27 protein-coding genes are annotated in these 26,810 nt (G+C 70.1%); 10 read left to right on the top strand and 17 right to left on the bottom strand.

The window, feature by feature from the left end; all coding sequences use genetic code 11:
* Positions 1-437: 437 nt before the first annotated feature.
* From mgtE to M3B01_RS07990, 4 genes are all read left to right on the top strand, one after another.
* The gene (gene mgtE, locus M3B01_RS08005) at positions 438-1,796 is read left to right on the top strand and encodes a magnesium transporter (RefSeq protein ID WP_259790945.1); all 1,359 of its coding nucleotides are present in this window, start codon (positions 438-440) and stop codon (positions 1,794-1,796) included.
* A gap of 171 nt (positions 1,797-1,967) precedes the next feature.
* A complete protein-coding gene (locus M3B01_RS08000) occupies positions 1,968-3,074 on the top strand; it encodes a hypothetical protein (protein WP_259790941.1) in 1,107 nt (368 codons plus the stop codon).
* A 350-nt stretch (positions 3,075-3,424) separates the two neighbouring features.
* Entirely contained in the window at positions 3,425-3,904 is a 480-nt protein-coding gene (locus M3B01_RS07995; protein ID WP_259790939.1) for a DUF2975 domain-containing protein, read from the top strand.
* Positions 3,904-4,137, top strand: a complete 234-nt coding sequence (locus M3B01_RS07990; RefSeq protein WP_259790936.1) for a helix-turn-helix transcriptional regulator — start codon at positions 3,904-3,906, stop codon at positions 4,135-4,137. The genes M3B01_RS07995 and M3B01_RS07990 overlap by 1 nt, the downstream gene beginning before the upstream one ends.
* 27 nt (positions 4,138-4,164) lie before the next feature.
* Here M3B01_RS07990 and M3B01_RS07985 read toward each other — a convergent pair whose 3' ends face one another.
* From M3B01_RS07985 to M3B01_RS07975, 3 genes are all read right to left on the bottom strand, one after another.
* Positions 4,165-4,761 (bottom strand): 1-acyl-sn-glycerol-3-phosphate acyltransferase, encoded by a 597-nt coding sequence (locus M3B01_RS07985; protein WP_259790933.1) that lies wholly within the window; start codon positions 4,759-4,761, stop codon positions 4,165-4,167.
* Between the two features lie 57 nt (positions 4,762-4,818).
* Positions 4,819-5,676, bottom strand: a complete 858-nt coding sequence (locus tag M3B01_RS07980; RefSeq protein WP_259790931.1) for a DUF3152 domain-containing protein — start codon at positions 5,674-5,676, stop codon at positions 4,819-4,821.
* 107 nt (positions 5,677-5,783) lie between these two features.
* Complete coding sequence (locus tag M3B01_RS07975; protein ID WP_259790928.1) at positions 5,784-6,395, bottom strand: NAD(P)-dependent oxidoreductase; 612 nt, start codon at positions 6,393-6,395, stop codon at positions 5,784-5,786.
* Between the two features lie 80 nt (positions 6,396-6,475).
* Between M3B01_RS07975 and M3B01_RS14630 the strand changes: the two genes are divergently transcribed.
* Both M3B01_RS14630 and M3B01_RS14625 read left to right on the top strand, forming a co-directional pair.
* Positions 6,476-6,685: a hypothetical protein gene (locus M3B01_RS14630; RefSeq protein ID WP_311203210.1), complete on the top strand. Its 210-nt coding sequence runs from the start codon at positions 6,476-6,478 to the stop codon at positions 6,683-6,685.
* Positions 6,682-6,807: a hypothetical protein gene (locus M3B01_RS14625; RefSeq protein WP_311203209.1), complete on the top strand. Its 126-nt coding sequence runs from the start codon at positions 6,682-6,684 to the stop codon at positions 6,805-6,807. Before M3B01_RS14630 ends, M3B01_RS14625 begins: the two co-directional genes overlap by 4 nt.
* A 29-nt stretch (positions 6,808-6,836) precedes the next feature.
* Here the strand turns inward: M3B01_RS14625 and M3B01_RS07965 are convergent, their stop codons facing one another.
* The 4 genes from M3B01_RS07965 to M3B01_RS07950 all read right to left on the bottom strand — a co-directional run bounded on the left by M3B01_RS07965 (position 6,837) and on the right by M3B01_RS07950 (position 10,677).
* Positions 6,837-7,670 (bottom strand): uracil-DNA glycosylase, encoded by an 834-nt coding sequence (locus tag M3B01_RS07965; RefSeq protein WP_259790925.1) that lies wholly within the window; start codon positions 7,668-7,670, stop codon positions 6,837-6,839.
* Between the two features lie 222 nt (positions 7,671-7,892).
* The gene (locus M3B01_RS07960) at positions 7,893-9,065 is read right to left on the bottom strand and encodes a Gfo/Idh/MocA family protein (RefSeq protein WP_259790923.1); all 1,173 of its coding nucleotides are present in this window, start codon (positions 9,063-9,065) and stop codon (positions 7,893-7,895) included.
* A gap of 38 nt (positions 9,066-9,103) precedes the next feature.
* Positions 9,104-9,424, bottom strand: coding sequence for a putative quinol monooxygenase (locus M3B01_RS07955; protein WP_193864540.1), 321 nt, complete (start codon positions 9,422-9,424; stop codon positions 9,104-9,106).
* A gap of 278 nt (positions 9,425-9,702) precedes the next feature.
* Entirely contained in the window at positions 9,703-10,677 is a 975-nt protein-coding gene (locus tag M3B01_RS07950) for a transglycosylase family protein (protein WP_259790920.1), read from the bottom strand.
* A 326-nt stretch (positions 10,678-11,003) separates the two neighbouring features.
* On the opposite strand from M3B01_RS07950, the gene M3B01_RS07945 reads away from it, so the two are divergent.
* Complete coding sequence (locus M3B01_RS07945; protein WP_259790918.1) at positions 11,004-11,957, top strand: ImmA/IrrE family metallo-endopeptidase; 954 nt, start codon at positions 11,004-11,006, stop codon at positions 11,955-11,957.
* An 82-nt stretch (positions 11,958-12,039) separates the two neighbouring features.
* Here the strand turns inward: M3B01_RS07945 and M3B01_RS07940 are convergent, their stop codons facing one another.
* The 7 genes from M3B01_RS07940 to M3B01_RS07910 all read right to left on the bottom strand — a co-directional run bounded on the left by M3B01_RS07940 (position 12,040) and on the right by M3B01_RS07910 (position 19,329).
* Positions 12,040-13,734 (bottom strand): alpha-amylase family protein, encoded by a 1,695-nt coding sequence (locus M3B01_RS07940; protein WP_259790914.1) that lies wholly within the window; start codon positions 13,732-13,734, stop codon positions 12,040-12,042.
* Between the two features lie 66 nt (positions 13,735-13,800).
* Positions 13,801-14,757, bottom strand: a complete 957-nt coding sequence (locus tag M3B01_RS07935; protein ID WP_259790913.1) for a TIGR03885 family FMN-dependent LLM class oxidoreductase — start codon at positions 14,755-14,757, stop codon at positions 13,801-13,803.
* 219 nt (positions 14,758-14,976) lie between these two features.
* Entirely contained in the window at positions 14,977-16,356 is a 1,380-nt protein-coding gene (locus tag M3B01_RS07930) for a TerC family protein (RefSeq protein ID WP_259790912.1), read from the bottom strand.
* 261 nt (positions 16,357-16,617) lie between these two features.
* Positions 16,618-16,947: a plasmid stabilization protein gene (locus M3B01_RS07925; protein ID WP_259790911.1), complete on the bottom strand. Its 330-nt coding sequence runs from the start codon at positions 16,945-16,947 to the stop codon at positions 16,618-16,620.
* A gap of 160 nt (positions 16,948-17,107) precedes the next feature.
* Entirely contained in the window at positions 17,108-18,379 is a 1,272-nt protein-coding gene (locus tag M3B01_RS07920; RefSeq protein ID WP_259790910.1) for a YeiH family protein, read from the bottom strand.
* Positions 18,376-18,516 carry a hypothetical protein gene (locus tag M3B01_RS07915; protein WP_204410084.1) on the bottom strand — a complete coding sequence of 47 codons (141 nt, stop codon included), beginning with the start codon at positions 18,514-18,516 and terminating at the stop codon, positions 18,376-18,378. Before M3B01_RS07915 ends, M3B01_RS07920 begins: the two co-directional genes overlap by 4 nt.
* 168 nt (positions 18,517-18,684) lie before the next feature.
* Positions 18,685-19,329, bottom strand: coding sequence for a mismatch-specific DNA-glycosylase (locus tag M3B01_RS07910; protein ID WP_259790907.1), 645 nt, complete (start codon positions 19,327-19,329; stop codon positions 18,685-18,687).
* Positions 19,330-19,437: 108 nt separating this feature from the next.
* On the opposite strand from M3B01_RS07910, the gene M3B01_RS07905 reads away from it, so the two are divergent.
* Positions 19,438-19,962 carry an O-acetyl-ADP-ribose deacetylase gene (locus M3B01_RS07905; RefSeq protein WP_204410080.1) on the top strand — a complete coding sequence of 175 codons (525 nt, stop codon included), beginning with the start codon at positions 19,438-19,440 and terminating at the stop codon, positions 19,960-19,962.
* Between the two features lie 26 nt (positions 19,963-19,988).
* Here M3B01_RS07905 and M3B01_RS07900 read toward each other — a convergent pair whose 3' ends face one another.
* The gene (locus tag M3B01_RS07900) at positions 19,989-20,483 is read right to left on the bottom strand and encodes a DUF4878 domain-containing protein (protein WP_204410078.1); all 495 of its coding nucleotides are present in this window, start codon (positions 20,481-20,483) and stop codon (positions 19,989-19,991) included.
* A gap of 141 nt (positions 20,484-20,624) precedes the next feature.
* On the opposite strand from M3B01_RS07900, the gene M3B01_RS07895 reads away from it, so the two are divergent.
* Positions 20,625-23,855, top strand: a complete 3,231-nt coding sequence (locus M3B01_RS07895) for a GH92 family glycosyl hydrolase (protein WP_259790906.1) — start codon at positions 20,625-20,627, stop codon at positions 23,853-23,855.
* Here M3B01_RS07895 and M3B01_RS07890 read toward each other — a convergent pair.
* Together M3B01_RS07890 and M3B01_RS07885 are read right to left on the bottom strand one after the other, a co-directional pair.
* Positions 23,834-24,694, bottom strand: a complete 861-nt coding sequence (locus M3B01_RS07890) for a TIGR02206 family membrane protein (RefSeq protein ID WP_259790904.1) — start codon at positions 24,692-24,694, stop codon at positions 23,834-23,836. The genes M3B01_RS07895 and M3B01_RS07890 overlap by 22 nt on opposite strands.
* Before the next feature lie 251 nt (positions 24,695-24,945).
* Complete coding sequence (locus M3B01_RS07885; protein ID WP_259790901.1) at positions 24,946-26,010, bottom strand: DUF808 domain-containing protein; 1,065 nt, start codon at positions 26,008-26,010, stop codon at positions 24,946-24,948.
* 141 nt (positions 26,011-26,151) lie between these two features.
* Between M3B01_RS07885 and M3B01_RS07880 the strand changes: the two genes are divergently transcribed.
* Positions 26,152-26,799, top strand: coding sequence for an SDR family oxidoreductase (locus tag M3B01_RS07880; protein WP_193864558.1), 648 nt, complete (start codon positions 26,152-26,154; stop codon positions 26,797-26,799).
* Positions 26,800-26,810: the final 11 nt, after the last annotated feature.

Raw genomic sequence — 26,810 nt, 5'->3', positions numbered from 1 at the left:
CCAGTGTGCCCCACGGCGGCCCGGGCCCAGGCGGGCAGTTCCTGCCGTTGACCAAAGCCCTGTGGGGACAACGTGGCCCCTGCCTGCGCTCCGAACACGACACGGCCGCCCGTCAGGGGGGAGGGATGCACCGCTTCCGCACCGTGGGACGGACGCTGTTCGGCTCCGTGTTCTGCTCCGGCGGCATCATGCACCTGGTCGCAGGCAGAGCCGCCCCCAAGGGCTACGCGGCATTCGGGGGCGCCGCGATGTGGCCATGGTTCGCAGATCTGTGGGATAGCGTCGTCACGCCTCGTACCGGGGGTTGACCCTGCTGCTGGCGGCGCTTGACATGGCGATGGGCATCGGGCTGCTGCTCGGTGGGAGCTGTGCGCCGGTGGCCAGCCCGGCCATGCATCGGCGTTTTCGTGCCCCACTGATCTGATGGAGGGATATCCATGGACACTCAGCGGACCATCCCGTTCGAGAGGGTCAGTGACGCCATCGAGCGGGACCTGGCCGGGACCGATGTGGCCGTCGTCGCCGAGGCGCTCGAGCCGTTGAGCACCTCCCAGGTGGTGCAGCTGCTGGAGCGCCTGGATCCCCGGCGCACGGCCCTGGCCTACCGTCTGCTGCCCAAGCAGCGTGCCGTTACCGTGTTCGAGCGGCTGGATGCGGCCGTGCAGGGGGATTTGGTCGGGGCGCTCCAGGACGAGGATGTCGCCGCCGTGTTCGGCCAGATGGAGCCCGACGACCGGGCCGTCCTGCTGGACGAGCTGCCCGCCTCCGTCGCCAGCCGGCTGATGCGGGGACTGCCGCGCGGTGAACGCGAGCTCACGGCCGTCGTGCTGGGCTATCCGGAGCGCTCCATCGGCAGGCGGATGAGTCCGGAGGTGGTGTCCCTGCAGGCTGATTCCACCGCCTCGCAGGCGATGGCGCGGATCCGCACGCGCCTCGTGGATGCCGAGACCGTGTACACCCTGCCCGTGGTGGACCAGGGGAGGTGCCTGGTGGGCATCGCGGATCTGCGGGACCTGATGTGCGCCGACGATCAGGCGCCGATCAGCGAGCTGATGTCCGAGCCGCTCTCGGTGACGGCGACCGAGAGCGCGGAGGGCGCGGCGCGCCTGTGCGCTGACATGCGTCTGCTGGCCCTGCCCGTGGTCGATGCCGAGTCCCGCCTGGTGGGCATCCTCACCGTTGACGACGCCCTTGCCATCCTGGAGGAGGCGGACTCCGAGGACCAGGCGCGCATCTCCGGATCCGAGCCCCTGCGCCGCCCGTACCTCGCCACCCCGGTGCGCTCCATCGTCCGCTCCCGGGTGGTGTGGCTGCTGGTGCTGGCCATCGGAGCCACGCTCACCGTCCAGGTGCTGGAGGTCTTCGAGGACACCCTTGCGCAGATGGTGGTGCTGTCCGTGTTCGTACCGCTGCTGATCGGCACCGGCGGCAACACTGGCAACCAGGCCGCCACCACCGTCACCCGTGCCCTCGCACTCGGCGACGTCCGACCCCGGGACGTCCTCAGGGTCGCGCTGCGGGAGGTCCGCGTCGGCATCACCCTCGGCGTGCTGCTGGGCGTGCTCGGATTCCTCGTGGCCTCCGCGTTCTACGGGATGCAGATCGGAGCGGTCATCGGCCTGACCCTGCTGAGCATCTGTACCCTGGCCGCGACCCTGGGCGGGGTGATGCCCCTGATCGGGAGACTGCTGAAGGTGGATCCGGCCGTGTTCGCCAACCCCTTCATCACCACCATCGTCGATGCGACCGGCCTGATCATCTACTTCCTCATCGCCCGCGCGGTGCTGGGGCTGTGACGCTTCGGCCCGGGCGACGCCTCGCCGAGGACTTGGACGGCACCCCGCTGAGGCTCGGACGGCGGCCCGCTGAGCCTCCGGAGCGCCCGGAGGGTTCGCTCAGGCCCGACGCGTAGGGTCGATGGTCCACCCGGACGCCGCTCCGACGGGGCGGCACGAAAGGAGCGCTCCATGACCGAGGCACGATCCGACGGACACTCCGACCTCGTCGATGAGGTGACCATCCAGACCCTGACGCAGCTCACCGCCCTGCACGATCCGTGCGTGACGCTGCTGATGCCCACCCACCGCGACAACCCCGATCTGCGCCATGACGCCCTGCAGCTGCGCGCCCTCGCCGAGGAGGCGGCAACGCTGCTGACCGACAAGGGCCAGGAGCCCGAGACGTTCCTGGGGCGAGTGAACGAGCTGGTCGAGGACAGCGCCTTCTGGCGCAGCCAGGCGGACGGCCTCGCCGTCTATGCCGATGCCGAGGACACGCACGTCTTCCGCGTGCCCCGCCCTCTCGATGCGCTCGCGCACGTCGGCGCCGCACCCCGCCTGCTGCCGCTCGCTCGCGTCGCCACCGGCGACGAGGGGTTCCATCTGCTGGCGCTGGGGCAGAACTCCGTGCGGCTGTACCGCGGCAGCCGCGACTCCCTCGCCGAGATGGACCTCGGACCGATCCCCGCATCTATCGAGGACATGGAGCGTGACGCGGAGCGCGAACCGGAGCTGCAGCATCGTCCGCAGCCGTCGTCCCGCGGTGTCGCCACCTTCCACGGCCACGGCGGCGCGGACGACTCCGACCTGGTGGTGCAGAAGTTCCTCCACGAGGTCGCCGAGAGCACACGCAGCAGGCTCGGGGCCGACGACCCTCGCCCACTGGTTCTCGCCGCCGTCGCCGAGCACCTCCCCGCCCTGCAGGGGACCGGTCAGCTGCCCACCCTGCTCGACGAGGCCGTCACCGGGAACCCGGAGCACCTGCGTCCCGATGAGCTGCTGGAGAGGGCCTGGCCGATCGTGCGCACCAGGATCGTGAAGCGCCGCGAGGAGCTGGCAGAGCGGTTCGGTGCCGGGCACGGCGCGGGCACGGCAGTCAGCGACAAGGGCGAACTGCACCGTGCCGCCCAGGAGGGCCGCATCGGCACACTCCTCGTTCCACCCGGCACCCCGGCAGGGGACCGGCCCGACGAGACCGACGACAAGGCCGTAGCCCAGGCGCTCGCCACCGGTGCCCAGGTCGCAGTCGCCGAGCTGCCGGAGGGCGTCCCGCTGGCGGCGCTGCTGAGGTACTGAGCGCGGAACCGCCGCCCCTGGGACGAGCAGCCCCGAACAGCGTCTCGATGCCGCCGGGCCCTGGTGGGACCAAGGGCCCATCTGCTCCGCCGCGACATTGGGGAGGAGGGTCCTGGACATGCTGTACAGCGAAGAGATCGCGAAGCAGGGCTTGGGGGACTGGCGCAAGCTCGCGCAGGGCTCCACACCCGCTACCTGATCGGGGACTTCGACCAGGGAGTGCGGTTCCTGCCCGGGTTATCGGCTCCCCCGGTGGCTGCAGCAGCTGGTTGGCACCGTCCTGCTGGTGCTTGCTCACCGCCACCCTCGAAGCTATTGACTTTCGATAGGTTGACAGTGAAACTCGATACATGACGAATCGTGTTGTCATCGATGCGCTAAGGGTGCTGCTGAACGCGGCACTCGCGATGATCGTTTTCACGCAGGTGGTGCTCCTGCCCTGGCTGTCCGGAGTGGTGGCACGAGAGCTGCCGGACGAAGCCTTCATGCGGTGGCCCATCCTGGGTCTGGCGCTGCTCGGCCTGCTGTGCGTGGAGGTCGCCGTTATCAGCACGCTGCGTCTGCTGCGCCTCACGCGCGAGGACCGCGTTTTCACGAGGCGGGCGTTCGCCTGGGTGGACGCGATCATCGGGGCGTTCCTGGCTGCCGCGCTGGTGTGCCTGGCCACCATCGCCTACCAGGCCATGACCGTCGCTGGCCCGTTCTTGTGGACGGTCGCCCTATGGTGCGGTGTCCTGGGCGGTGTGGGCATGGGCCTGCTCATGTGGACGATGCGTGCGCTGCTCGTGCAGGCCACCTCTCTGCGTACCGACATGGAGATGGTGATCTGATGTCGATCGTGGTCCGCATCGATGTGGAGCTCGCCAAGCGCAAGATGTCGGTGGGGGAGTTCGCCCAGCGGGTCGGCATCACTCCGGCGAACGTGGCCGTGCTCAAGAACGGCCGCGCGAAAGCGGTGCGCTTCTCCACTCTCGAGAAGATGTGCGAGGTCCTTGACTGCCAGCCCGGGGACCTGCTGGAACGAGTGCCGGACGAGCCGGACCCCACCACCTTGTCGCGCTGAGGCGCTCCGGCCACGGCCAGCGCGGGCTCAGGCCGGTGACGCAGTGCCGTAGCTGCCGGTCTCGTCCCGCAGGCGCGGCTCGACCCGCAGCTCCGGGCGCACCCCGGTCTTGTCGGCGTAGAACGCGCGGATCCGGTCCATGTCCGCAGCGACGTCCCCGGTTAGCTCGAGGGTGGGGCCCAGGCCGGTGGTCTTCGTGGGCAGGTCGACGTACCCCAGGGTCACCGGCATCCCGGTCTCCATCGCGATCCGGTAGAACCCCGACTTCCAGTGGCCCGTCTTGTTCGAGCGGGTCCCATCCGGGGTGATGACCAGGCCGAACACCTCGCCCGCGCGGATGCGCCGCACCACCTCGTCGATGATCCCACGGGGGTTCGAGCGGTCCACCGGGATCCCGCCCACGGCCCGGAAGAACGGTGCCGCCCACCCCTTGAACAGGGTGTGCTTGCCCAGCCAGCGCGCATCGATGCCGAGCTGCCAGGCGATCCCCAGCATGTACACGAAGTCCCAGTTCGAGGTGTGTGGGGCGCCGATCAGGATCGTGGGTCGCTGCGGGGCGGGCTCGGTGACCAGCGTCCAGCGGCTGAATGCCCAGAACGTGCGGGCGATGAGGCGTCTGAGCATGGGCTCACCGTAGCCCCTTCCGGTCATACCGGAGCAATCGGAGGGGCGACCGGGCTGTCAGGATCCGTCGCTGGTGGGCCACGCGTTCGGCCGACAGCCCTGCAGGCCCTTGCTCTGCTGCATCATCACCGGCGCGGCCAGGCCCTCACCGCCGCAGGACTCGTGGCCGTGGCCCAGGAAGTGCCCCACTTCATGGTTGACCATGTACGCCCGGTACTCGGCGGCATCGTCATAGGTGGGGGTCATGTGCACCCAGCGGTCGGAGTTCAGCGCCACCTCCGTGCCGATCCGGCAGCTCCAGATGCCGTGGGTCTGCGCCGGCAGGCACAGCTCGTCCACCGTGGGCGGTGACGCCAAGGAGATCGTGAACTCCGCCTGGTCGGGATCGGCCACCTGCTCGAAGCTCACATCGTGCACGGACGCCCAGCCGCGTTCGTCGGCGAGGATCGCGGCCACCTCCTGGGCTGCCTCCTCCGGGGCGATGCCGATGCCTCCCTCGACGCGCAGAGCGTAGCGGTGCACGGTCCCGGCCGGTTCCCCTGCCGGCGGTACCGGCTGGGCCACGGTCCACGTGCCGTCGCCCTCGGTGTCCGAACGGACGATGCCGCTGCGGGTGGTGCGCAGGCCGGGCCCAGGTTCCGCGGCCTCCTCGTCCTCGGTCAGCTCCGGATCCGTCTCCGGTGTGGGTGTTTCCTCCGCGCCGCCGGCGTCGGAGGGACCGCCGCCGTCGGAAGGCGCGGTGCTCGTCGTCGGGGCACCGCCGGTGGTGGACGAGCCGGCGGGATCACTTCCGTCGCCCATTGCGCGGATGCCGAGAACCAGAGCGATCACCGCGATCAGCACCAGGATGCTGCGCGCGAGACGACCGCGCCGGGTCAGGACCAGCCTGGCCGGACGCGTCGGAGCAGAGGGCATGGCTGCATCGTAGTGCTGAGCAGGATCCCCAGCGGATGAGCCCCGCCGCTCATCCCGGTCTGTCGGCGACATGCCGGTCTTTCGGCACCATGCCGATCTGTCGGCACTCAGCTGCTGACACCCAAGGCGGAGCCGATCGTCGCGTCGTCCTCCAGCACCTCCAGCATGCAGGCGGCCAGATCGGCGCGCGGGATCGTACGGCGCAGCGTGCCGGGCTCGGAGGTCTCCAGCGTCTGCCAGGAGCCGGCGGCCGGCTTGTCGGTGAGCCCGGAGGGCCGCACGATCGTCCAGTCCAGGCCGGAGGCCATCACCGCCGCCTCCTGCTCCTCGTGATCGGCCAGGGGCTTGGCCAGCACCAGCTTCATCGGCAGGCGCAGCGCCAGCGGCATCTGCTGGGCCGACCCACCGGCACCGAGCGAGGACTGCACCAGCAGGCGCCTCACGCCCACCTGCTTCATCTGCTCGATGACGGTGCGGGTGACCGCCGCTCGATTGTGTGCGACGCCCTTGGCGCCGCCGACGGTCACCACCACGGCGTCGGCCCCGGTGACTGCCAGGCGTGCGACGGCCGGGTCGGAAGCGCTTCCGAGCACGCGGTCAGCGCCCTCGGGGACGGTGCCGCTGCGGGTGACGACGGTGACCACGTGACCGGCCTCGATGGCGAGCGTGGCCAGCTGGGCGCCGGTGCCCTTGGCTCCTCCGACGATGGTGATCTGCATGGTGACCTCTTCCTCTGATGGGCCCTGTGGCCCGGTCCGGGTGCGATGTCGGCCCGGGAGCTCCACGCTAACCTGTGCAGATGAGCGCCATCGCCTGGTCCCGAGGCCACTGGACCACCGAGCTCGCCGCCGTCACCGAGGACGGGGAGGACCTGCTGATCACCGCCGTGGAGGGCTCCGATGCTTGGCGAATCACCTCCTACGGCTTCGTGCACGACTCCGAGCACGCCCTGCTGGTGCCGGGATCGTGGGCGAGGACGGTGCGGCGGATCTGCAGCTGGTGCGGGTGATCCCGCTGGCTCCCGAGTGCGAGGTGGAGGCGGGGCCGCTGGTGTGTGCGCCCAGCAGGCCCGGTCTCACCGTCACCTTCCACGCCTGGCGACTGGTGGAGGCCGACGCCTCCCCGCACTGACGGTGCCGCCTCGCCGGCGCAGGCCCTCCTCACGCGCGACGCAGCATCCCCATCACCTCGTCCAGCATCGTCTCGGTGAGACGACCGGTGAACGTGTTCTGCTGGCTCACGTGGTAGCAGCCGATCAGACGCACCGTCCGGCCGTCCGGCATGCCCAGCGAGGCCTGGGCGCCGTGGCCGAACCTCGGGGCGGGCCGGGGCACCGTCCAGCCCAGGCGGCGGGCAGTGCGCAGGGTCTCGGTCCAGGCGATCCCGCCGAGCGCCAGGATCGATTCCAGGTGAGGGGAGAGCAGCTGGATCTCACGGTCCAGCCATGGTGCGCACGTGGCCTTCTCGGTGGTGGTGGGGAGGTTCTGCGGGGGAGCGCAGTGCACCGGCGCGGTGATCCGCACCCCGGTCAGCTCGAGCCCGTCGGCCGCGTGGCTCGAGGTGGGCTGGTTCGCGAGACCGGCGCGGTGCAGCGCCGCGTACAGCCAGTCGCCGCTGCGGTCCCCTGTGAAGATCCGGCCGGTGCGGTTGGCACCGTGTGCCGCCGGGGCCAGTCCCACGATCAGGGCGTGCGCCTGCGGATCGCCCCAGCCCGGCGCGGGCCGACCCCAGTAGGGCTGATCCGCATAGGCGGCGCGCTTCTGACCTGCGACCTGTTCCCGCCACTGGACCAGACGCGGGCAGGCCCGGCACACGGACACCAGCGCGTCCAGCTCGTCGAGAGCGCGGGCCCGCGCTGCAAGGCGAGCCACCTGCGCGGGCGTCGTCGCGCGGATGGTGTCGGAGGGCGCTGGGTCACCCGGCCACCCACTGCTCGGTGGTACCGGGGAGGGGTGAGGAACGCCGGTCCCGGGGTGCGGCAGCAACTGGTCCATACCAGCAGGGTGTCACGTCGGACCAGCAGGGTGTCACGTCGGACCTGCAGGGTGTCACGCTGACGGCGGTGTCGTGCGCCGCAGCGCGGTCAGACGGACGACCGGCCTCAGTGCCCTTGCGCACCTCAGCAGCGGGGGTTGCGCGAGCCGCGGGCGTTGCGTGGGTGGTTGCGGGCTCGGCGCCTCGGCCCCAGGTGGTGAGCCGGGGCGCCGACCGTGGGGTCAGGAACGGGTGGGGTACTTCCCCTCCGTCTCGATGCGCTGGTTCAGCTCGGTCAGGTACTCCTCGGCAGGGAAGTCCACCAGGTCGATCTCGCGGCCGGTCCATGCCGACAGCTGCATGCCGGAGGCCAGGCGCACGCCGTTGATGCCCTCGGCACCATCGGCGATCAGGGCAGTGCCGTCGTTGATGTGCGCGGCGAAGTTGGTGAGCACGTCCACGTGCTGGGCGCCCCACACCGACTCGTACTCCTTCACCTCGGTGCTGAACAGGTCTGCGGTGTTCATCTCGCCCTTGAACAGGCGGCCCACATCGGCCACGGACATGCTGTCGCTGATGCTGCGCTCGTCCTGCGTCAAGCGGGTGATGGTCACCTTCGTCGAGGCGTCCACCACGATCTTGCCCGCGTCGAACAGCATCTCCAGCCGGTCGGTGCCGGCGATGTCGCTGGTGGAGGTCAGGAAATGACCGGTCGCCCCGTCGCCGAAGTCCACCAGGGCGTTGACCTCGTCCTCGGTGGCGATGTCCCGCTGGAAGCCGAAGGCCAGCTTCGCGAACACCTTCTGCGGGGTGCCGGCCAGCCACTGCCACAGGTCCAGCTGGTGGGGGGCCTGGTTCACCAGCACGCCACCGCCCTCGCCGCCCCAGGTGGCGCGCCACTCCGACTGGTCGTAGTAGGCCTGGGGGCGCCACCACGTGGTGATGATCCAGGAGGTGTGGCGCAGCCGGCCCAGCTCACCGGAATCGATGAGGGCCTTCAGGTCCGTGTACACCGGGTTGGTGCGCTGATTGAACATGATCGCGAAGGTGGTCTCCGGGTGCGCCGCGGCGAACTCGTTCATCTGCTCGACCTGCTTCGTGTACACGCCGGCCGGCTTCTCCGTCAGGGTGTGGATGCCCTTGCCGATGGCCGCGATGGTCATCTCGGGGTGCAGGTAGTGCGGGACCGTGGTCACCACGGCATCCACATCCCCGGAGTCCAGCATCGCGATGTAGTCGTCGTAGAAGGCCACCCCCGGGTGCTGCTCCTCGGCCAGCTGCTTCTTGGCGGGATCGATGTCGCAGATCGCGCCAAGGGACATGCCCTCGACCCTCCCCTCGGCGATGAATCCGGCGTACACGCCGCCCTGGGCACCGAACCCGATGATCCCGAGTCGCACGTTCTTGTCGGTCATGGTGTCTCCTTCGTCGGATGTGGCCCTGGGATCGGTGGTCAATCGACCTTCAGCTCGCCCATCGGGCCCCAGCCGTCGCCCTCCACCTGGTGGGAGACGATCTGCGGGGTGGCCGAGAGGTACTGCGGGAACTCCTCCTGCATGGCCTTGAAGTGATCGGACTGGACGTGCGGGGCGGCACCCTCGTCGGTGAACGCCTCGATCAGCACGTAGGTGTTGGGGTCTTTCACGCTGCGGGACCACTCGAACCACTTGTTGCCCGGCTCGGCGAGGGTCTTCTCGGTGAACTCTCGGGAGATCTCCGGCCACTTCTCCGCGTACTCGGGCTTCACCGGGAACTTCACGTTGATCAGGATCATCGCCTGGTCCTCTCTCATCGGCAGGGGCGGGTCGGTGCCACCATCCTGCCTGCTGCCCACCGGCCGGGGGAAGTCCGGTTCTCGGCACGCGAGAACAGCTGCCCAGCGGCACGGGAGCGGGGGACAACGGACGGGGGTGTCATCCCTGCCTCATGCCGAAGGCCCCCGCATCTTCGCCAGGGTGGGCGGGATGCGGGGGCCGCGGCTGCTGCCGGTGATCGTGCGGTCACCGGTCCTGCGGGGATCGCAGGACCAGCGGACCGGTGGCGATCAGCGGATCAGTACAGGTTCAGGAACGTCTGGAGCACCTCGACGGTGTCCTCGTCGATGTCCTCGGAGCCGTTCTGGGCGGCGCCGATCTCGTGCTGGAGGCCGGCCACGGTCTTCGGGCCGATCACGCCGTCCTGGTCGGTCTTGGCCCAGGCCTGGAGCGCCAGGGTGGTCTCCTCGTTCATCTCACCGGTCTGCTCCACGCCCAGCCAGTCCTGCAGGGCGGTGATGGTCTTGGGGCCCATCTTGCCGTCCACCTCGAGGGTGCCGGCGACCTTCAGATCAGGAGCACCGGCCGGTGCCGTCCGCTCCGGCGTCGTGGGAGCCTGCTGAGGCGCCTGCTGCTTCTTCTCGGACTTCTGGGGTGCCTGCTCGGTCTCCTTGGTGAAGCCGTTCTCGGTGCAGTTGTCCGGGATGCCGTCACCATCGCAGTTCCAGTCGCCCTGCCGCTCGCGGGCAGGCTCGCTCTTCTGGGAGGAACCGGAGTCCCTGCGCTCGCTGCGGCTGCTCGAGGCGCCGGAGTCCCCACGGCTCTCCTGCTGGTCGGAGTCCTCGCGGGAGTCCTGGTCGCCGGAGTCCTGCTCTGGAGCCGGGGCACCGCTGGTGTCGGAGCCGCCGCTGAGGTGCACGCCGCAGGTGGGCCACGCACCCGGGCCCTGCATCGACAGCAGCACCTCGGCCGTGGCGATCTGCTGGGACTTGGAGGCAAGATCCGCGCGAGGCGCGTACTGGGTGCCGCCGGCGGCCTCCCAGGAGGACGGGGAGAACTGCAGCCCGCCGTAGTAGCCGTTGCCGGTGTTGATGCTCCAGTCGCCGCCGGACTCGCAGGCTGCGACGTCGTCCCAGCCGGAGGCCGCGTTCGCGGCGGTGCCGGTGGCGAGCATGCCGGTCGCGACGAGTGCGCCGCCCGCCAGGGTGGTGGCGGTGCGGGCCATGCCGCGCCGCAGCAGGGTGGTCTTGGTGGTCTTCGCGTGTGTGGACATGTGAAGCCGTCCTCTCGCGTTGCTCGGGTGTGTGGACGTCGGCCACCGTAGTGATCCCCCGCCCCCGGTGATCAAGGCCTTCCGGGGTGCCTGACGGAGATTTGACCTGGACGTGCCGCTGCTGGGAAGAAATCCCTATCCGCGTTGGTGGGACCGAGCCCGCCGTGACCAGTGCTCTTGACCGGTCCTCGCGCTGCGGTGCCCGCCGGTGTGACATGGTGCGCATCCGGGTCGCGCATCTCACGGGCGGCCGCCCCCTCGCCGCCGCAGGCGAACCTCCTGCCCGCCTGCCGGGACGGCCAGCCCACCTGGCGTAACCTCAGATCATGGGCATCGACGATGGTCTCGACCCCGGGGAGGGCACCGCTCTGAGCCCCCAGGAGCTGCTGGGGCTGGACGAGCTGCTGGAGCAGTCGCAGCGCGGCAGCGAGGCCGACGACCTGCGCGAACTGCGCGCCTTCCTCACCCGACTGCCGATGCTCGGTCCCTACAACGCCGCTCTCGTGCAGCTGCAGCGTCCCGGCGCCCACTACGTGGCCTCCCGCAGCGTGTGGGCCCGCGAGTTCCACCGCCGCGTGCTGCCCGGGGCCAGGCCCCTCATCATCCTGCGGCCCTTCGGGCCGGTGGACCTGGTGTACGACATCGCCGACACCGACGGACAGCCCGTCCCGGAGGGCGCCCTCGCCCCCTTCCGCATCGACGGTCCGATCACCGAGGAGGGCCTGACCGCGTTCACCTCCCTGCTGCCCAAGGCCGGTGTCCTCTACCGAGAGGAGGCCGTCGGCTCGCAGCTCGCCGGGACCGTCGAGCCGATCGATCCGCCGCTCACGCGCGAGGGCGCCCGCCGCTCCGTCCCCCTGCGGCACGCCGTGGTGGTCAGCTCCCAGCTGGACCCCACGGCCCGCCTGGTGACGGCGTTCCACGAACTCGGGCACGTGTTCGCCAGGCATCTCGATCACCGCACGGAGTCCACGGTGCGGCCCGGCAGGCCATTGGACCTGCGCAGCCGCGAGTTCGAGGCGGAGATCGTGGCCTGGCTGCTCGCCGCGCGCCTCGGCATCGACTCACCCGCCGGGGAGTACCTGGCGGGCTATGTGGAGGCCGACGGCACCGTGCCGCCCTTCTCCCTGCAGGCAGTGGTCTCGGCCGCCGGCAGGATCGAGTCGATGGCCGGAGGGCTCGCCCAGCTGGCTCGGCTGCTGCGCACCGGACAGACCATCACGGACTCCCCGGCCCACGGCCCGCACCAGGAGGAGCTGGACCTCGGCGCGTGGGCATGACCCCGCCGGTAATCGAGGAGACACCCACCATCACCAGCGCGGCCGGCACCGCCGAACAGGACGGCGAGCATCAGCCCTTCGATCAGTGCAGCCGCCGGTCCCCGGGCAGGAGGATGCGCAGCCAGTGGTGGCCGTACGCCCCCACCTCCAGGGCGAGCTTGCCTCCCTTGGTGACCTCGTACCGGTCACTGCTGAACAGGTCCAGCACCTCGGTGCCCTCCTCGACGTCCTCGAGCGTCACGGTGATGGAGGTGGCCTCGGGAGAGAGGTTGTGCACCAGCACGGAGCTCGCGTTGCCGCCGCCGAAGGGACTCCAGGTGCAGCGGTGGGCCAGAACGGAGGGTGCCTCGTGGTCGAGGACCTCGGCATCGCCCATGCCCACCTCGGGGCACTCACGGTAGCGGCGGGCCAGCAGGCTCACGAACGACAGCAGCGAGTCGGGGTCGGAGCGCTGGTCCTCGGCATTGACGTGCTCGGGACCGTACCCGCCCCCGGTCAGGGGCGCGACCAGCCGCGAAGGGGCCACGGTGGAGAAGCCGCCGTTCTTGCCACGGGTCCACTGCATGGGGGAGCGCACCGCGAGCCGACCGGGGATCTCGAGGTTCTCGCCCATCCCGATCTCCTCGCCGTAGAACAGAACGGGCGTGCCCGGAAGGGCGAACAGCAGTGAGTAGACCATGCGCATCACCCGCGGGTCCCCGTCCACCATCGGGGGCAGTCGACGCCGCAGCCCGCGGTCGTACAGCTGCATGTCCTCCTCGGGCCCGAAGGCGTCGAACACTTCCTGCCGCTCCTGGTCGCTGAGCTTGTCCAGGGTGAGCTCGTCGTGGTTGCGCACGAAGTTCGCGAACTGGTTGTTGCTGGCAAGCTGCGGGCGGCGCTTCAGGGTGCGCGCCATCTCCGTGGCGTCCTGTCGGGCCAGGGACAGATACATCCGCTGCATCAGCTCGAAGTCGAACATCATGCTGAGTTCATCGCCGTTCTCGCCGCCGAAGAACTCCATCTGGTCGGGGTACTCCAGGTTGACCTCGCCCAGCAGCATGGCATCGCCCCGTCGGCGCTTCATGAAGGCGGTCAGCTCGCGCAGGTAGTCGTGGGGGTCGGAGTAGACGTCGGTCCACTCCTGCGGGATGCCGCGCTCCTGGATGAAGAACGGCACCGCGTCCACCCGGAATCCGTCCATGCCCAGCTGCATCCAGAAGCCGACGATCTTGGCGATCTCCTCCTGCACGGCCGGGTTGGCGATGTTGAGGTCGGGCTGCTCAGAGTAGAAGTTGTGCAGGTAGTACTGGCCGGTCCTCTCATCGAGGGTCCACAGCGAGTCCTCCGCATCGGGGAACACCACATCCTCAGAGGTGTCCTCGGGCGGCTGGTCGCGCCACACGTAGTAGTCGCGGTAGGGGCTGCTCTTCGAGGATCGCGCCTTCACGAACCAGGGATGCTTGTGGGAGGTGTGATTGACCACCAGGTCCATGATGACCCGCATCCCGCGATCCTTCGCCGTGCGGATCAGCTCCACAATGTCGCCGTGATCCCCCAGACGGGGATCCACACCGTAGTAGTCCGTGATGTCGTAGCCGTCGTCGCGGCCCTCGGTGGGCATGAACGGCATCAGCCACAGGCAGGTGACGCCGAGCTCGGCCAGGTAGTCGATGCGCTGGCACAGGCCGTCGATGTCACCGGTGCCGTCGTCGTTCGCATCGAAGTACTTCTCGATGTCCAAGCAGTAGACGACGGCGGTCTTCCACCAGTTGTCAGCGGTCTCGGTCTTCAGCATGATCGCTCCTCAGGTCGTGACGGGGGCTGGTGGATCGGAGGGGACTCCACCTGAACGGGTGGGGACTCAGCGCAGCTGCGGCAGCACCTTCTCGCCGAAGGCCTCGATGAATCCGCGCTGCTCCTGGCCGATGTGGTGGAGGTACACCGCATCGAAGCCCAGCGAGGCGAGGCCATGGATCTGCTCGGTGAGCCTGCCCAGGTCCGAGGAGATCAGCGCCGCACCGGCCACGCGCTCGGCGGGGACGCCCTCCTCGCTGACGGCGTCGTAGTCCGCCACCCGCAGATCGGTGTTGGCGGGCGAGGTGAACACGTTGGAGCGCCACTGCTCGTAGGCGATGGCCTGTGCCTCGTCCTCCGTGGGCGCCCAGCTCAGGTGGACCTGCAGGATGCGGTGGGGCGCACCCCCGGCGTCCTCCCAGGCCTCGAGCATCTCGGTGAGCTTCTCGGGCGGCTGGTTGACGGTGGCCAGGCCGTCGGCCCAGCGTGCCCCGCGCACGGCGGTGTCCACGCTGATGGCCGGGGCGATCAGCTTGGGCTTCGGATCGGGCACCTCCCACACCGTGGCCTGGTCCACCGTCACCAGGCCGTCGTGCGAGACGGTCTCGCCGTCCAGCAGCCGGGAGATGATCTCCACGCATTCCTCGAGGCGCTGCTGACGCACCTCCTTGCGGGGCCATCCCTCGCCGGTGACGTGCTCGTTGGCGTACTGGCCGGTGCCCAGGGCGGTCCAGAACCGGCCCGGGAACATCTGCCCCAGGGTGGCGATGCCCTGGGCCACGATCGCCGGGTGGTACCGCTGTCCGGGGGCGCTGACGGTGCCGAAGCTGAGCTCGGTGGTGGCCAGGGCCGCGCCCAGCCAGGACCAGGCGAGCCCCGAATGGCCCTGCCGCTTCGACCAGGGCTCGAGGTGATCGGAGCACATGGCGGCCTGGAAGCCTGCCTGCTCGGCCAGCTGGACGTCGGCCAGCAGCTGCCGGGGCGAGATCTGCTCGTGGGAGGCGTGGAAGCCGTAGACGGTCATGGTCCGTGTCTAGCAGAATCCGGTGAACGGCATCACGGATCCGGGTGTGACCGGCATTCTCATCGGCATGCGCATCGCCCGGGGATCCTCGCCGCCGTCTCCGCCGTCCATCTGGGTGCCCAGCTGCTCGGAGATGGGCCGACGGCCCCCGCACCGGAGTGCAGGGGCCGTCCTGAGCGAGCGGCACGAGGGCCGACTCGTGCCCGCCGTCATGCCGGATCAGGGGTGGTTGCGCTGCCCGTCGACGTCGGCGGGGGCGTCGGCCTCGTGGCTCCCGCGGGAGCCGGATTTGGTGTCCGCCCCGAGTGCGGCGTCCTGGGCCGTGCTGTCAGCGTCACCGGCAGCGCGGATGGCGGCCAGCTCGAGGCCCTCCGGGCTGGTGTCGGTGCGCACGCCCTTCTCGCGGTCCGCGGAGCGCTTGTCGGCCACCAGGTGCGCCTCGCGCAGCAGCTCGGTCAGCGGCTTCTGGTCGCGCTCCTCGAGCAGGTCCTGGTACTTCGGCGGGAGGTTGGCGATGGTCTGCTCGTTCTCCAGCATGCGCCGGAAGATGCGCTCGCGCTCCTCCTCGAAGGAGGTGTAGGTCATCTGCAGGTACGAGTCGGCGTCGCGACGGGCACTGGAGACCGCCGCCTTGGCGCGGCCCCTGCGGCTGGTCAGCGAGGCCACGATGGTGAAGGCCAGGATGCCGATGATCACCGACAGCGACAGCGTCGTGGTCACCTCCACAACCGGCACGGGCTGGCCGTCGTTGATGAAGGGCAGCTCGTTCTCGTGCAGGGCGTGCAGGATCAGCTTCACGCCGATGAAGGCGAGGATCGCTGCCAGGCCGTAGGACAGGTACACGAGGCGATCCAGCAGGCCGTCGATCAGGAAGTAGAGCTGACGCAGGCCCAGCAGCGAGAACACGGTCGCGGTGAACACGATGTAGGTGTTCTGGGTGAGGCCGAAGATGGCGGGGATCGAGTCCAGGGCGAACAGGATGTCGGTGCCGCCGATGGCCACCATCACCAGCAGCATCGGGGTCATCATCCGCTGTCCGTCCACGTGGGTGAACAGCTTGTCCCCGTCGTAGTGGTCCGAGGTGGGCAGCAGCTTCTTCGCGATCCGGATGACGAAGTTGTTGGCCTCGTCCTTGTCGTCGTCCTCCGGCTTGAGCATGTTCCCGGCGGTCAGCAGCAGGATCAGGCCGAAGAAGTAGAACGCCCAGGAGAAGTTGTCGATGATCGCGGCGCCGCCGGCGATCATGCCCGTGCGGGCGATGATCGCGAAGGTGATGCCGAACAGCAGCACCTTCTGCTGGTCCTCGCGGGGCACCCGGAAGGCGGACATGATCACCAGGAACACGAACAGGTTGTCCACCGAGAGCGCCTTCTCGGTGATGTACCCGGCGAAGTACTCGGTGCCCATCTCGTGGCCGGGGGTGAAGAACCACAGGATCACGCCGAACACCAGGGCGATCCCCACGTAGATGGCGGACCACACCGCGGCCTCGCGCAGCGTGGGGATGTGCGCCTTGCGCACGTGGAAGATGTAGTCGAAGGCCAGCAGGCCGATGATCACCAGGACGGTGATGATCCAGATCAGGGGGGAGACGCTCACGAGTTCTGCTTTCCGGGTTCGACGGAGGGACCCGGGTCTCTCCACCCGCGGGCGAGGAGGGGATCCTCACCGGCGGGCCGCTGCACCCGGAAGGCCGACGACGGTCTTCGTGCTGACGTGCACAGCGCTAGGGATACTCCCCCGATGCCCGACGCAGTCTACAGTGAGGCCCCTGAGCGTGAAATGAGCTCAGGTGAACTGAAGCGGGTATCAGGCGGCACCCCGGCCCGACCGGGCCGGGGTGCCGCGGGCGCGTCCGGGTCAGTCACGGTCCTCGAGCGCCTCCTCGAGCTGCGCCTTGCTCATCGAGGAACGGCCCTCGACGCCCTGGCGCTTGGCGTCCTGGTAGAGCTGGTCCTTGGTGCGTCCCTGGGTGCCGGAGCCGGAGCGCTCGCCCCCGCGCTGGGCAGGGGACTTGTCCTTCGTGGAGGTGGGACTGGACTCCTCCGCCTCGCCCTGGTGGGCACGGGTCTTGTTGACGGTGCGGGCGGCGATCTCCTGCGCGGTGTCCTCGCTCTCGCCGCGCTCCTCGAGCCCGTCCTTGATGTGCTCGTACTGGCGCTCTCGCTTCTTGCTCCAGCCCTCAGGCATGGCTGCCCCTCCCTGCTCGGCGGGCCCACGGGGAGCGGGCCCGGTGTGTCCTCCCAGGCTAGACCGCGTACATCAGGAAGGCTCCGAAGCACACCGGACCCAGGGGGATCGCCCCGAAGGCAGCGCCCGGATCCGATCGTCGGTCAGAGGCTCCGATCGGTCAGAAGGTGAAGCTGCGGAACAGCAGCAGTGCCAGCCCCAGGCCCACCACCAGGTTCACCAGGGTCGCGACGAAGAACACCAGCACCGGCTTCCAGCCCGCGTCCTTGGCGGAGGACACGTTGAACTCCAGCCCGATCGACACGAACGCGAGGGTCAACGCCCACGTCTGCAGCTCTTTGGCCGCGTCCAGGCGAGGCTCGAGCACATCGGCCGCGACGGACTCGGCCAGCACGGTCGCGATGATCGAGGCGGCGATGAATCCCAGCACGAACTTCGGGAAGCGCTGCCACAGCATCGCCAGTGACGCGCGGTCCCCGAAGCGCGGCGGTGCGGCCGGCTGGTCAGCGGTGGGTTCGGTCCCGGCTGAGGCCCCGGCGGGTGCAGCCTTCACCGCGAAGTAGAGGGTCAGCAGCACGGCCACCACGCCCAGCAGGGCGTTCTGGGTGACCTTCACGATCGAGGCGATCTGCAGCGGCTGCTCACCGGCAACGGCTCCGGCGGCCGTCACGGCCGCGGTGGTGTCGATGTTGCCGCCGATCCAGGCACCGGTGACGGCATCGGGCAGCCCCATCAGGTTCGCCAACCAGGGGAGCAGGAAGATCGACGGCACCGCGAACACGATCACCAGGGTCGCGGTGAACGCGAGCTGCTCCTTCTTCGCCTGCACGGCGCCCGCGGCGGCCACTGCCGCGGAGACCCCGCAGATCGACAGCGAGCTGGCCAGCAGCGCTCGCAGGCGGTCGTCGATGCCCAGCAGCCCGGCGAACCACCAGGTGAACAGGAACACCACGGTGATCAGGGCGATGGCCTGGAGCACGGCCGGTCCTGCGGCACGCACCACGACCGCGAAGTTGATGGTGGCGCCCAGCAGCACCAGCCCGATCTTGATGAAGAACTCGGTGCGGAACGCGGCGGTCATCCGGTCCCGCACCCCGGTCAGGGAGAGCACGGCGTTGCCCAGGAAACCCAGCGCGATCGCGTAGACGGGGTACTCGATCGACTTCGCGACCTTCCCGAAGCCGGTGCCCTCGGTGGCGCCGGGAAGCCACTCGGTCAGCAGCCGCACGATCCCGGCCAGCGCCACCACGATCACCAGCCCGGCGATGGTCCACGGCAGGGAATTGCGCGGGGTCGCCTCAGCGGCGGTGGCGGCTGGGGAGCCGGCACCGGTGGAGGATGCCGGGGGAGGCGCTGCGGTCTCGTCGCGGTGGGCGAGCGGGGAGGCCTCGGTGGCGGTGATGCCCTGATCCTGATGCCGGGAGTCGCTCACGGGATCAGCTCCGGGGAGATCAGCCCGGCCATGCAGGCGGCGAACAGCAGCAGACCCACCAGGGTGGCTGCCCAGTCCTCGTTCAGGGAGAACCGCTTGTGGTCATCAGGTGACTCTGGACGCCTATTGCTGTTCACCAGTGCTCCTCGGTCAGGGGCGGGGCGGCCGGCCGGGCCCGTGAGGACGGGCGGCCTCCACCGCAGAACGATCCCTCGCACTGTAGGCCATGGAGCGCCCCCGTTCCGCGCCGCACTCCGCCATGCGGTCCGGTGTCCATCCGGGTCTCACCGGATGTTCGCCCGTCGTCATGTGCTGTTCGCGTGCGCGACACCGGCAGCCCGGGCCACCGCACGCCAGTCACGGGCCAGGGACTCGACGGTGGCGTGGGCGTTGAGTCCGCTCGGCTGCGGCACCACCCACAGGTCCGTGCCGGTAGGCCAGGCGGCTGGAAGAGGAGACCCCTGCCTGCCCAGCTGCGCCCGGGGCAGGCCGAACGCACTGCGGTAGGCCGTGATGCCCACCACGGCGACCACCGTCGGCCGCAGGTGCTCCACCCGCTCCACCAGGTGCCGACCGCCCTCCTGCAGCTCGTGCACGTCCAACTGGTCGGCGCGGGCGGTGGCCCGACCCACGAGGTTGGTGATGCCGATTCCCCGTGATGTCAGCTCCCGCCCATCGGCTTCGTCGAGCCCGCAGGAAGCGTCGATGAGGTGCCCTGTCAGGCCCGCGCGGTGCAGGGAGGCCCAGAAGCGATTGCCGGGCCGGGCGAAGGGAGCATTGACGGCAGCCGTCCACAGGCCGGGGTTGATCCCCACCATCAGCAGACGCAGCGGATCCCCGGGCGGGGGCAGCACGTCGTCCATCGCGTGCGGGTCATCGGTGGCGAACCGCTGCAGGTCCTCGCGCGTGGGTCGTCGGCCCTGGAGCGGGGAGGGGCGTCGGGTGCGCATGCTTCGACCCTAGCCCGGGCCTGCCCAGCCCCGGGCAGCTGCTCCGGGCTGCGCAGGGCCCCCCCACGGAGCCTCGGCCGTGTTCCCGGACCTGGCTACCCTGAGGGAATGGACGTGCGCATCGAGCCCGGGGACATCACCGCCGTCGCAGTGGACGCGATCGTGAACGCCGCCAACTCCTCACTGCTGGGCGGTGGGGGCGTTGACGGCGCCATCCATCGGCGGGGAGGCCCCCGCATCCTCGCCGCCTGCCGGGAGCTGCGGGAGAGCACCCTGCCCGATGGCCTGCCGGCGGGTCAGGCCGTCGCCACCACGGCCGGCGACCTGCCGGCGCAGTGGGTGATCCACACAGTGGGGCCCGTCCATTCGAGCAGTGAGGACCGCTCCGCCGTGCTGGCGTCGTGCTACCGCGAGTCGCTGCGCACCGCCGCTGACCTCGGAGCCCGCTCCGTGGCCTTCCCCGCGATCTCGGCCGGTGTGTACGGCTGGCCGATCGACGATGCCGCTCGCATCGCGGTGGACACCATCCGCGAGACCGCCCCCGAGGTCGATCACGTCCTGGACGCGGTGGTGCTGGTGCCGTTCGGCGCCGCAGCGGAGCGGGCCTTCCGGGCCCGGCTCGAGGAGTCCTGACCCCAGGCCGTCGGCCCCGAGCCGACTCAGCCGGTGGTGGGCGCGTCGACGACCTCGACGCCGTCCACGAACCAGCCGCCCTCGAAACGACGCACGTAGAACCGCAGCTGCGCCTCCACGTCCTGGCCGTCACGCTGGTACGTCTCGGTGACCTCGAAGATCGCGTAGCCCTGACGGTTGATGCGCTCATCGACCGTGTAGTCCAGCGCACCCATCTGCGAGGTCATCGTCTCGAAGGTCGTGCAGTCGGCCAGCTGGGTGGTCTGGCGGTACTCCTCGGTGGTGGACTCCTCGAACAGCTGGCAATCGCCGTTCTCCATCGAGGTGTAGAAGTTCTCGAGGGTGTCCTGGGGATTGCCGCGGTTCAGGATCTGGTACCCCACCAGGCCGGCCACGCCCAGTGCGATCAGCAGAGCGAGCAGGGAGCAGCCCCCCAGGACGACCCAGTGCCAGGTGGGCCGCTTTGCCTTGCCGGGCCGTGAACCAGCAGGACCCGAGGGGAGGGGCTGCGCGAAACTCATGTCGTCTCCTCATGATGCGGAATGCACCGCACCGAGTATTCCGCACCGGAGCCCGTGGTGCACCGTGAGCGGATGGGGAGAAATCCCCATCCGTGCGTTGCGGTCTCCGTCAGGCCGGACGCGCTTGACTAGCCTGGAGCGATGATCGCCACTGATGCCGCCGGCCCCGTCGGATCACCCACCAGCAAGGACGGTGCAGGCTTCGTCGCGCAGTCGGCGCTGCGATGTCGCACCCGGCCCGGGGAGCGCTTGGAGCAGGAACTGCCCCCGATGCCGGGCGCGGGAGATCTCCGGGGCCACACGGTCGGCGCAGGCGATGTGCTGCGCTGCTACCTGTTCCCCGAGCTGGACCCCGATCTCACCTGGGGCGCCACGTACGTGGCCGTGGAACTTCAGTTCGAGGACGGCACCCGTCTGTCCGAGCTGGGGCCCGTGGACCAGTACGGCACCGAGGCCACGGCACGCGGAATGGGGGAGGGGAGGATCCTCTACGCCGATCAGTGGAACGACGTCCAGGTGGGGCTCGAGGCCGCGGCAGGCCGCACCATCACCCGGGTGCTGCTGGTGGCCGATCCGCCGCCGGCACCGCTCACCGAGGGCACGGAGGACGCCGCGGACGAGGAGGATGCGCGCAGCAGCAGTGAGCTCGTCACCTGGATCGACGGCCCCTACCTCGCGCCCGCCCCGCAGGACCCACCCCTCGATGATCCCGTTGCCTGGGTGGACACCCGCCGCGGCACCTACGCCTCCGGGGACTTCTCCCGCGGCAACACCCTGCCGCTGACCGCCTGGCCCAACGGCTTCGCCTTCTTCACCCCGATGACCGATGCCCGCACCCGGCGCTGGGTGTACGAGTACCACCGCGCCAACGACGGGCAGAACCGGCCGCGCCTGCAGGGCATCGGCATCTCCCACCAGCCCAGCCCGTGGATGGGGGACCGCAACCAGTTCGTGGTGATGCCCCTGCGGGGCCATGGCCCCGATGCCTCCCCGCAGGCCCGCGCCCGCGCCTTCGACCACGCGCGTGAGACGGCACGGCCGGACCTGTACGCCGTCGAGCTCGACGGCGGCATCGGTGTGCGGCTGGCGCCCACTGACCACGGCTCGATCCAGGAGTACACCTTCCCCGCCGATGGCCAGCCCGCCCACCTGCTGCTGGAAGGGGTGGACGAGCATGCCCGGATCGACGCGGCCGGGGCCGTGCTCGACGGCTCCGTGCACGCCTGGGTGGACTCCGGGCTCGCGGAGGGCTACGCCCGCGCCGATGGAGCCACCCGCATGTACATCAGTGCGCAGCTGGACCCGGCCCCGGTGACGGTGAAGCCCGCCGATGGCGCGAGCCCCGGCGCCAGCCTGCTCACCTTCGCACCCGGCACCACGCGCGTCACCCTGCGCCTGGTCACCAGCTTCATCGGCCGGGACCAGGCGCGCCGCACCTACGCCCAGGAGGTCGAGGGTCGCAGCCTCGAGCAGGTCAGGGCCGCCGCCCACGCCGCCTGGAAGGAGCGGCTGGACGTGATCAGGGTCGACCACGCCACCCCGGCCCAGCGCCGCACCCTGGCCGGCAACCTCTACCGGCTGAACCTCTACCCCAACTCGCACTGGGAGAACGCCGGCACCATCGAGCGACCCGTCCCCGTGCACGCCAGCCCCGTGCTGCCGGTGAAGGGGAACGCCACCGACACCCGCACCAACGCGCAGGTGCTGCCCGGCAGGATCCACGTCAACAACGGCTTCTGGGACACCTACCGCACCGCCTGGCCCGCCTATGCGCTGCTGTACCCGGAGCTGTGCGCGGAGCTCGTCGACGGCTTCGTCCAGCAGTTCCGCGAGGGCGGCTGGATCGCCCGCTGGTCCTCACCCGGGTACGCCGACTGCATGACCGGCACCAGCTCCGACATCGCCTTTGCCGACGCCGCCGTCAAGGGTGTGCCCCTGCCGGACCCGCTGGGCACCTATGAGGCCGGGCTGCGCAACGCGACCGTCGCCCCGCCCTTCGCCGAGGTGGGCCGCAAGGGCAATGAACGTGCGGTGTTCACCGGGTACGTGGACACCGACACCCCCGAGTCGGTCTCCTGGGCCCTGGAGGCGCACATCAACGACGCGGGGCTCGCCGCCCAGGCCGAGCTGCTGGCGGCCGACGAGGACCTGCCCGAGCAGCGCCGCCGGACGCTCCGCGAGGAGGCCGCCTACCTGCGCGCTCGCAGCGCGAACTACGTGCTGCTGTTCGATCCGCGCATCGGGTTCTTCCAGGGGCGTGGGCCCGGCGGCTCCTTCTCCCAGGGGCCCGACGACTTCGATCCGTGCGTGTGGGGAGGGGACTTCACCGAGACCGACGGCTGGAACTTCGCCTTCCACGCCCCGCACGACGGCGAGGGGCTGGCCGACCTCCACGGTGGTCGCGAGGGCCTGTGGGAGAAGCTCGAGGAGTTCTTCGCGACCCCGGAGCGAGCCGACCTCAAGGGCACCTACGGCCACGTCATCCACGAGATGGACGAGGCGCGGGCCGTGCGGATGGGCCAGTTCGGGATGTCCAACCAGCCTTCCCACCACATCCCGTTCCTGTTCCACCACGCCGGAGCCCCGCACCGCGCGATGCAGATCGTGAGGGAGGTGCAGCGCCGGCTGTTCGTGGGCGAGCAGATCGGTCAGGGCTATCCCGGGGACGAGGACAACGGCGAGATGAGCGCCTGGTGGCTGCTGACCGCGCTCGGCCTGTACCCCCTGCAGCTCGCCAGCGGTCGGTACCACGTGGTGGCCCCACTGTTCGACCGGGCCGAGGTGCGCCCCCTCGGCGGCGCCGCGTTCACGGTGGTGGCCGAGGGCCAGGCACCCGCGCATCCGTACGTCACCTCCCTGACCGTGCGCGGCCGTGAGCACAGCGTCGCCGCGATCGAGCACGCGCAGCTGCACGGAGAGCTGAGGTTCACGCTCGCCGCCGACCCCGGCGACTGGGGCGAGGTGCCCCCCTCGCCCACCCCCGAGGGCGGGCACCCCGAGGCCCTGATGGACCTGCTGGAGACCAACCCCGAGGACCCGCTTCTGGACGACGACTCGCACACGGAGCGGCACTGGGACACCGCCAGCTGCGTGATCGACCTTCCGCCGCTGCCGGGCCCCGGCCGCGCGCGCTTCCTCACGCTCACCTCGGGTGCCGAGGAGGGCGGGGACCCGATCGCCTGGCGGCTCGAGGGATCCAACGACGGCTCCAGCTGGACGCTGCTGGACGAGCGCTCCGATCAGCACTTCCGCTGGCGGCGGCAGACCCGCCCCTTCGAGATCGCCTCACCGCAGGAGTGCACCCACCACCGCATCGTGGTGACCGCCGCCGAGGGCCCGCTGCGGCTGGCTCAGGTCGAACTGCTGCTCTGAGCCGCCGGGGCCTTCGCGTCGACCGCCCCGCCGGGCCCCGTACTGTCAGGTGCCTGCTGCGAGGCCGGCGTGGGCAAGCCCCCTGCCGGAGCCCGAGCTGCGCGACGCATCAGACCGCCAGTGCCCGTGGCGCGGGTGCCCTGCCTGCGGTCCAGCAGCACGAACGGCAGGGTCAGCAGTGCCCAGCCGATCGCGATCACCGCCGCCTCGACCAGCAGGTACTGCGGCCAGGGGCCCATCAGATCCAGGATGCTGGGACCGGCCGGTGCCCGGTTCAGGTACGCGTAGTTCGTCCCCACCGTCATGTTCACCGTGAAGGCGAGGGCGGCCCATCCCAGCGTGGCAGCGTAGGAGAAGCCGTACCCCCGCCAGGTGGGCCGGTACCCCAGGCCCCAGATCAGCACCACGGGGACCACGACGCCGCAGCCGTGGGAGATCCAGTACTGGAAGAACTCCAGCGGCACCCAGACGAAGTAGTTCACATCCGGGGTGAGCACGGACTGCATGTTCAGGGTGAGGCCCCAGTAGCAGGCCACCACGATCATCCAGGGGCGGCGCAGGATCATCGCGGCCGGCAGCAGGAACCGCAGGGCATCGGAGAAGTGCAGCGGCAGGGATTCGTCGATGTTCCACGCCCACGGCATGAACCCCCACAGCGTCCACAGCGCGGCATTGAGCAGCAGCACCCAGCCGGCCACCCGCAGGGCGCGGTCGACCTGTGCGGGGTCTGTGCGCCGGGTCCACAGCACCAGGGCGACCGAGCACAGGACGATGAGGATCAGCACGGTGATGTGCTCGACGCCGTACGGCGTCATACGACCCAGGGGAGGAGGAGCCATGGGGCGAGTATGCCTCTGCCGGGCCACGTGGCAAGGGCATCACTCCTGGGGCCGCTCCCGGAGACGATGCGGGCCCCCGATTCCCGGACCGAATGGTCATGGTGAACATGCTGGCCCGGGCGATGCTCGTTCCGGCCCGGACCGCCCCGCAGCGGACCGCGAGCACTGACGACCCCGGGGCCACGCGGCGCGGACGGCCCCGCCGAGCCGGTGCTCGACGGGGCCGTCGTCCGTCCGGGGGAGGGCGGTGCTCAGATGCGGGGGTCGGCTGCGGTCTCGGTGCCGCGCTGATCGCCCACGGCGGGGTGCTTCTGCTTCCCGGCGTCCGCCCGGCGGGAACCGCCCTCCTGAGCCCCGGTGCCGTGGCCCGCGTCGGCAGCGATCTCCTCGCCGTCCTCGTCCTCACCGTGGTGTCCGAACGGGAGCACGTGCATGATCGCCACCACGACGGAGCCGATGCCCAGGCCGATCAGGAACGAGAAGAAGGTATTGATCAGCCATCCCAGCGCGCCGCCGCCCACGGCCACCTCGAGGCCGTGGATCCACTCGTAGGGCTGGGCCAGCCCCAGATCATGGGTGCTGACGAGGATGATGTGGCCACCCACCCACAGCATCGCGATCATGCCCACGTAGCTGATCACCTTCATCACGGTGGGCATTGCGGTGACCAGGCGCTGGCCCAGCTTCTGCTTGGCGGGGGAGTCGTGGTCCTTGGTCATGGCCAGGCCCACGTCGTCCATCTTCACCAGGATCGCCACCGCGCCGTACACCAGCGCCGTGATGCCGAGGGCCACCACCACCAGCACCGCGGCGCGGATCCACAGCGAGTCCTGCTCGATGGAGTTCATGGCGATCACCATGATCTCCGCAGAGAGGATCAGGTCCGTGCGCACCGCGCCCTTGACCACAGAGTCCTCGGCGTCCCCGCCCTTGGCGGACGCGGGCTTGCTCTTTTCGTGGCCGCGTACCAGCTCCCATACTTTCTCGGCGCCCTCGAAGCTCAGATAGAGGCCGCCGAATATCAGCAGCACCGGCAGCAGCCACGGGGCGAACACGCTCAGCAGCAGCAGGATCGGCAGGATGATGACGATCTTGTTGAACAGGGAGCCCTTGGTGATCCGCCATATGATCGGCAGCTCCCGCTTGGGCTTGATGCCCTGCACGTACTGCGGGGTGACGGCGGTGTCGTCGATCACCACACCGGCGGCCTTCGCACCCGCGCGGGCGGAGGCGGCGGCCACGTCATCGGCGCTCGCGGCAGCGAGGCGGGCCAGAGCGGCGACGTCATCGAGCAGGGCGGCAAGTCCACCGGCCATGGTGCGGTTCCTTCCGGGGGCGGAGGCCGGCGGATGGCACGGCCCGGCTCAGAATACGCTGACGAGCTGGAGGCGCGACGGCAGCCCGACCACCCGGTACCGCCCCTCGACGGTCACAGGCAGGAATGGCAGGGTGGGAACATGAAGATCACACTCATCGGAGGACACGGCAAGGTCGCCCTTCTCGCCCAGCCGCTGCTGGTGCAGGCGGGCCACGAGGTGCGGTCCGCGGTGCGCAATCCGGACCACATCGCCGACATCGAGCTCACCGGCGCCCGACCCGTGGTGACGGACATCGAGCGGCTCGATGCGGAGGGCTGGGGGGAGCTGCTGAGCGGCACGGAGGCCGTGGTGTGGACGGCCGGAGCCGGGGGAGGTGACCCGAAGCGGACCTGGGCCGTGGACCGCGATGCCGCGATCGCCGCCATGGACGCCGCCCAGCGTGTCGGAGCGCGTCGCTTCGTGATCGTCAGCTACTTCGGCGCCGGCCCTGGCCACGGGGTGCCGGAGGGCGACGACTTCTACCCCTACGCCCAGGCCAAGACGGAGGCCGATGAGCACCTGCAGAACAGCGGGCTGTCCTGGACCATCCTGCGCCCTTCCGCCCTCACCCTGGAGGAGCCCAGCGGGCGCATCGACGTCACGGCCACCGAGGGCGCAGAGGTGTCCCGCGCCAACGTGGCCCGGGTGATCACCGCGACCCTCGAGCACGAGAGCACCATCGGCCGGGTGATCGAGTTCAACGACGGCGACCAGCCGATCGACGAGGCTCTCGAGAGCCTGGACTGATACCGCGCCCG

Source organism: Brachybacterium sp. p3-SID957, from assembly GCF_025144775.1.
Classification (GTDB): Bacteria; Actinomycetota; Actinomycetes; order Actinomycetales; family Dermabacteraceae; genus Brachybacterium; species Brachybacterium epidermidis.
Note: the sequence above shows the minus strand (reverse complement) of the source record. Positions and strands in the feature narration are given on the sequence as shown.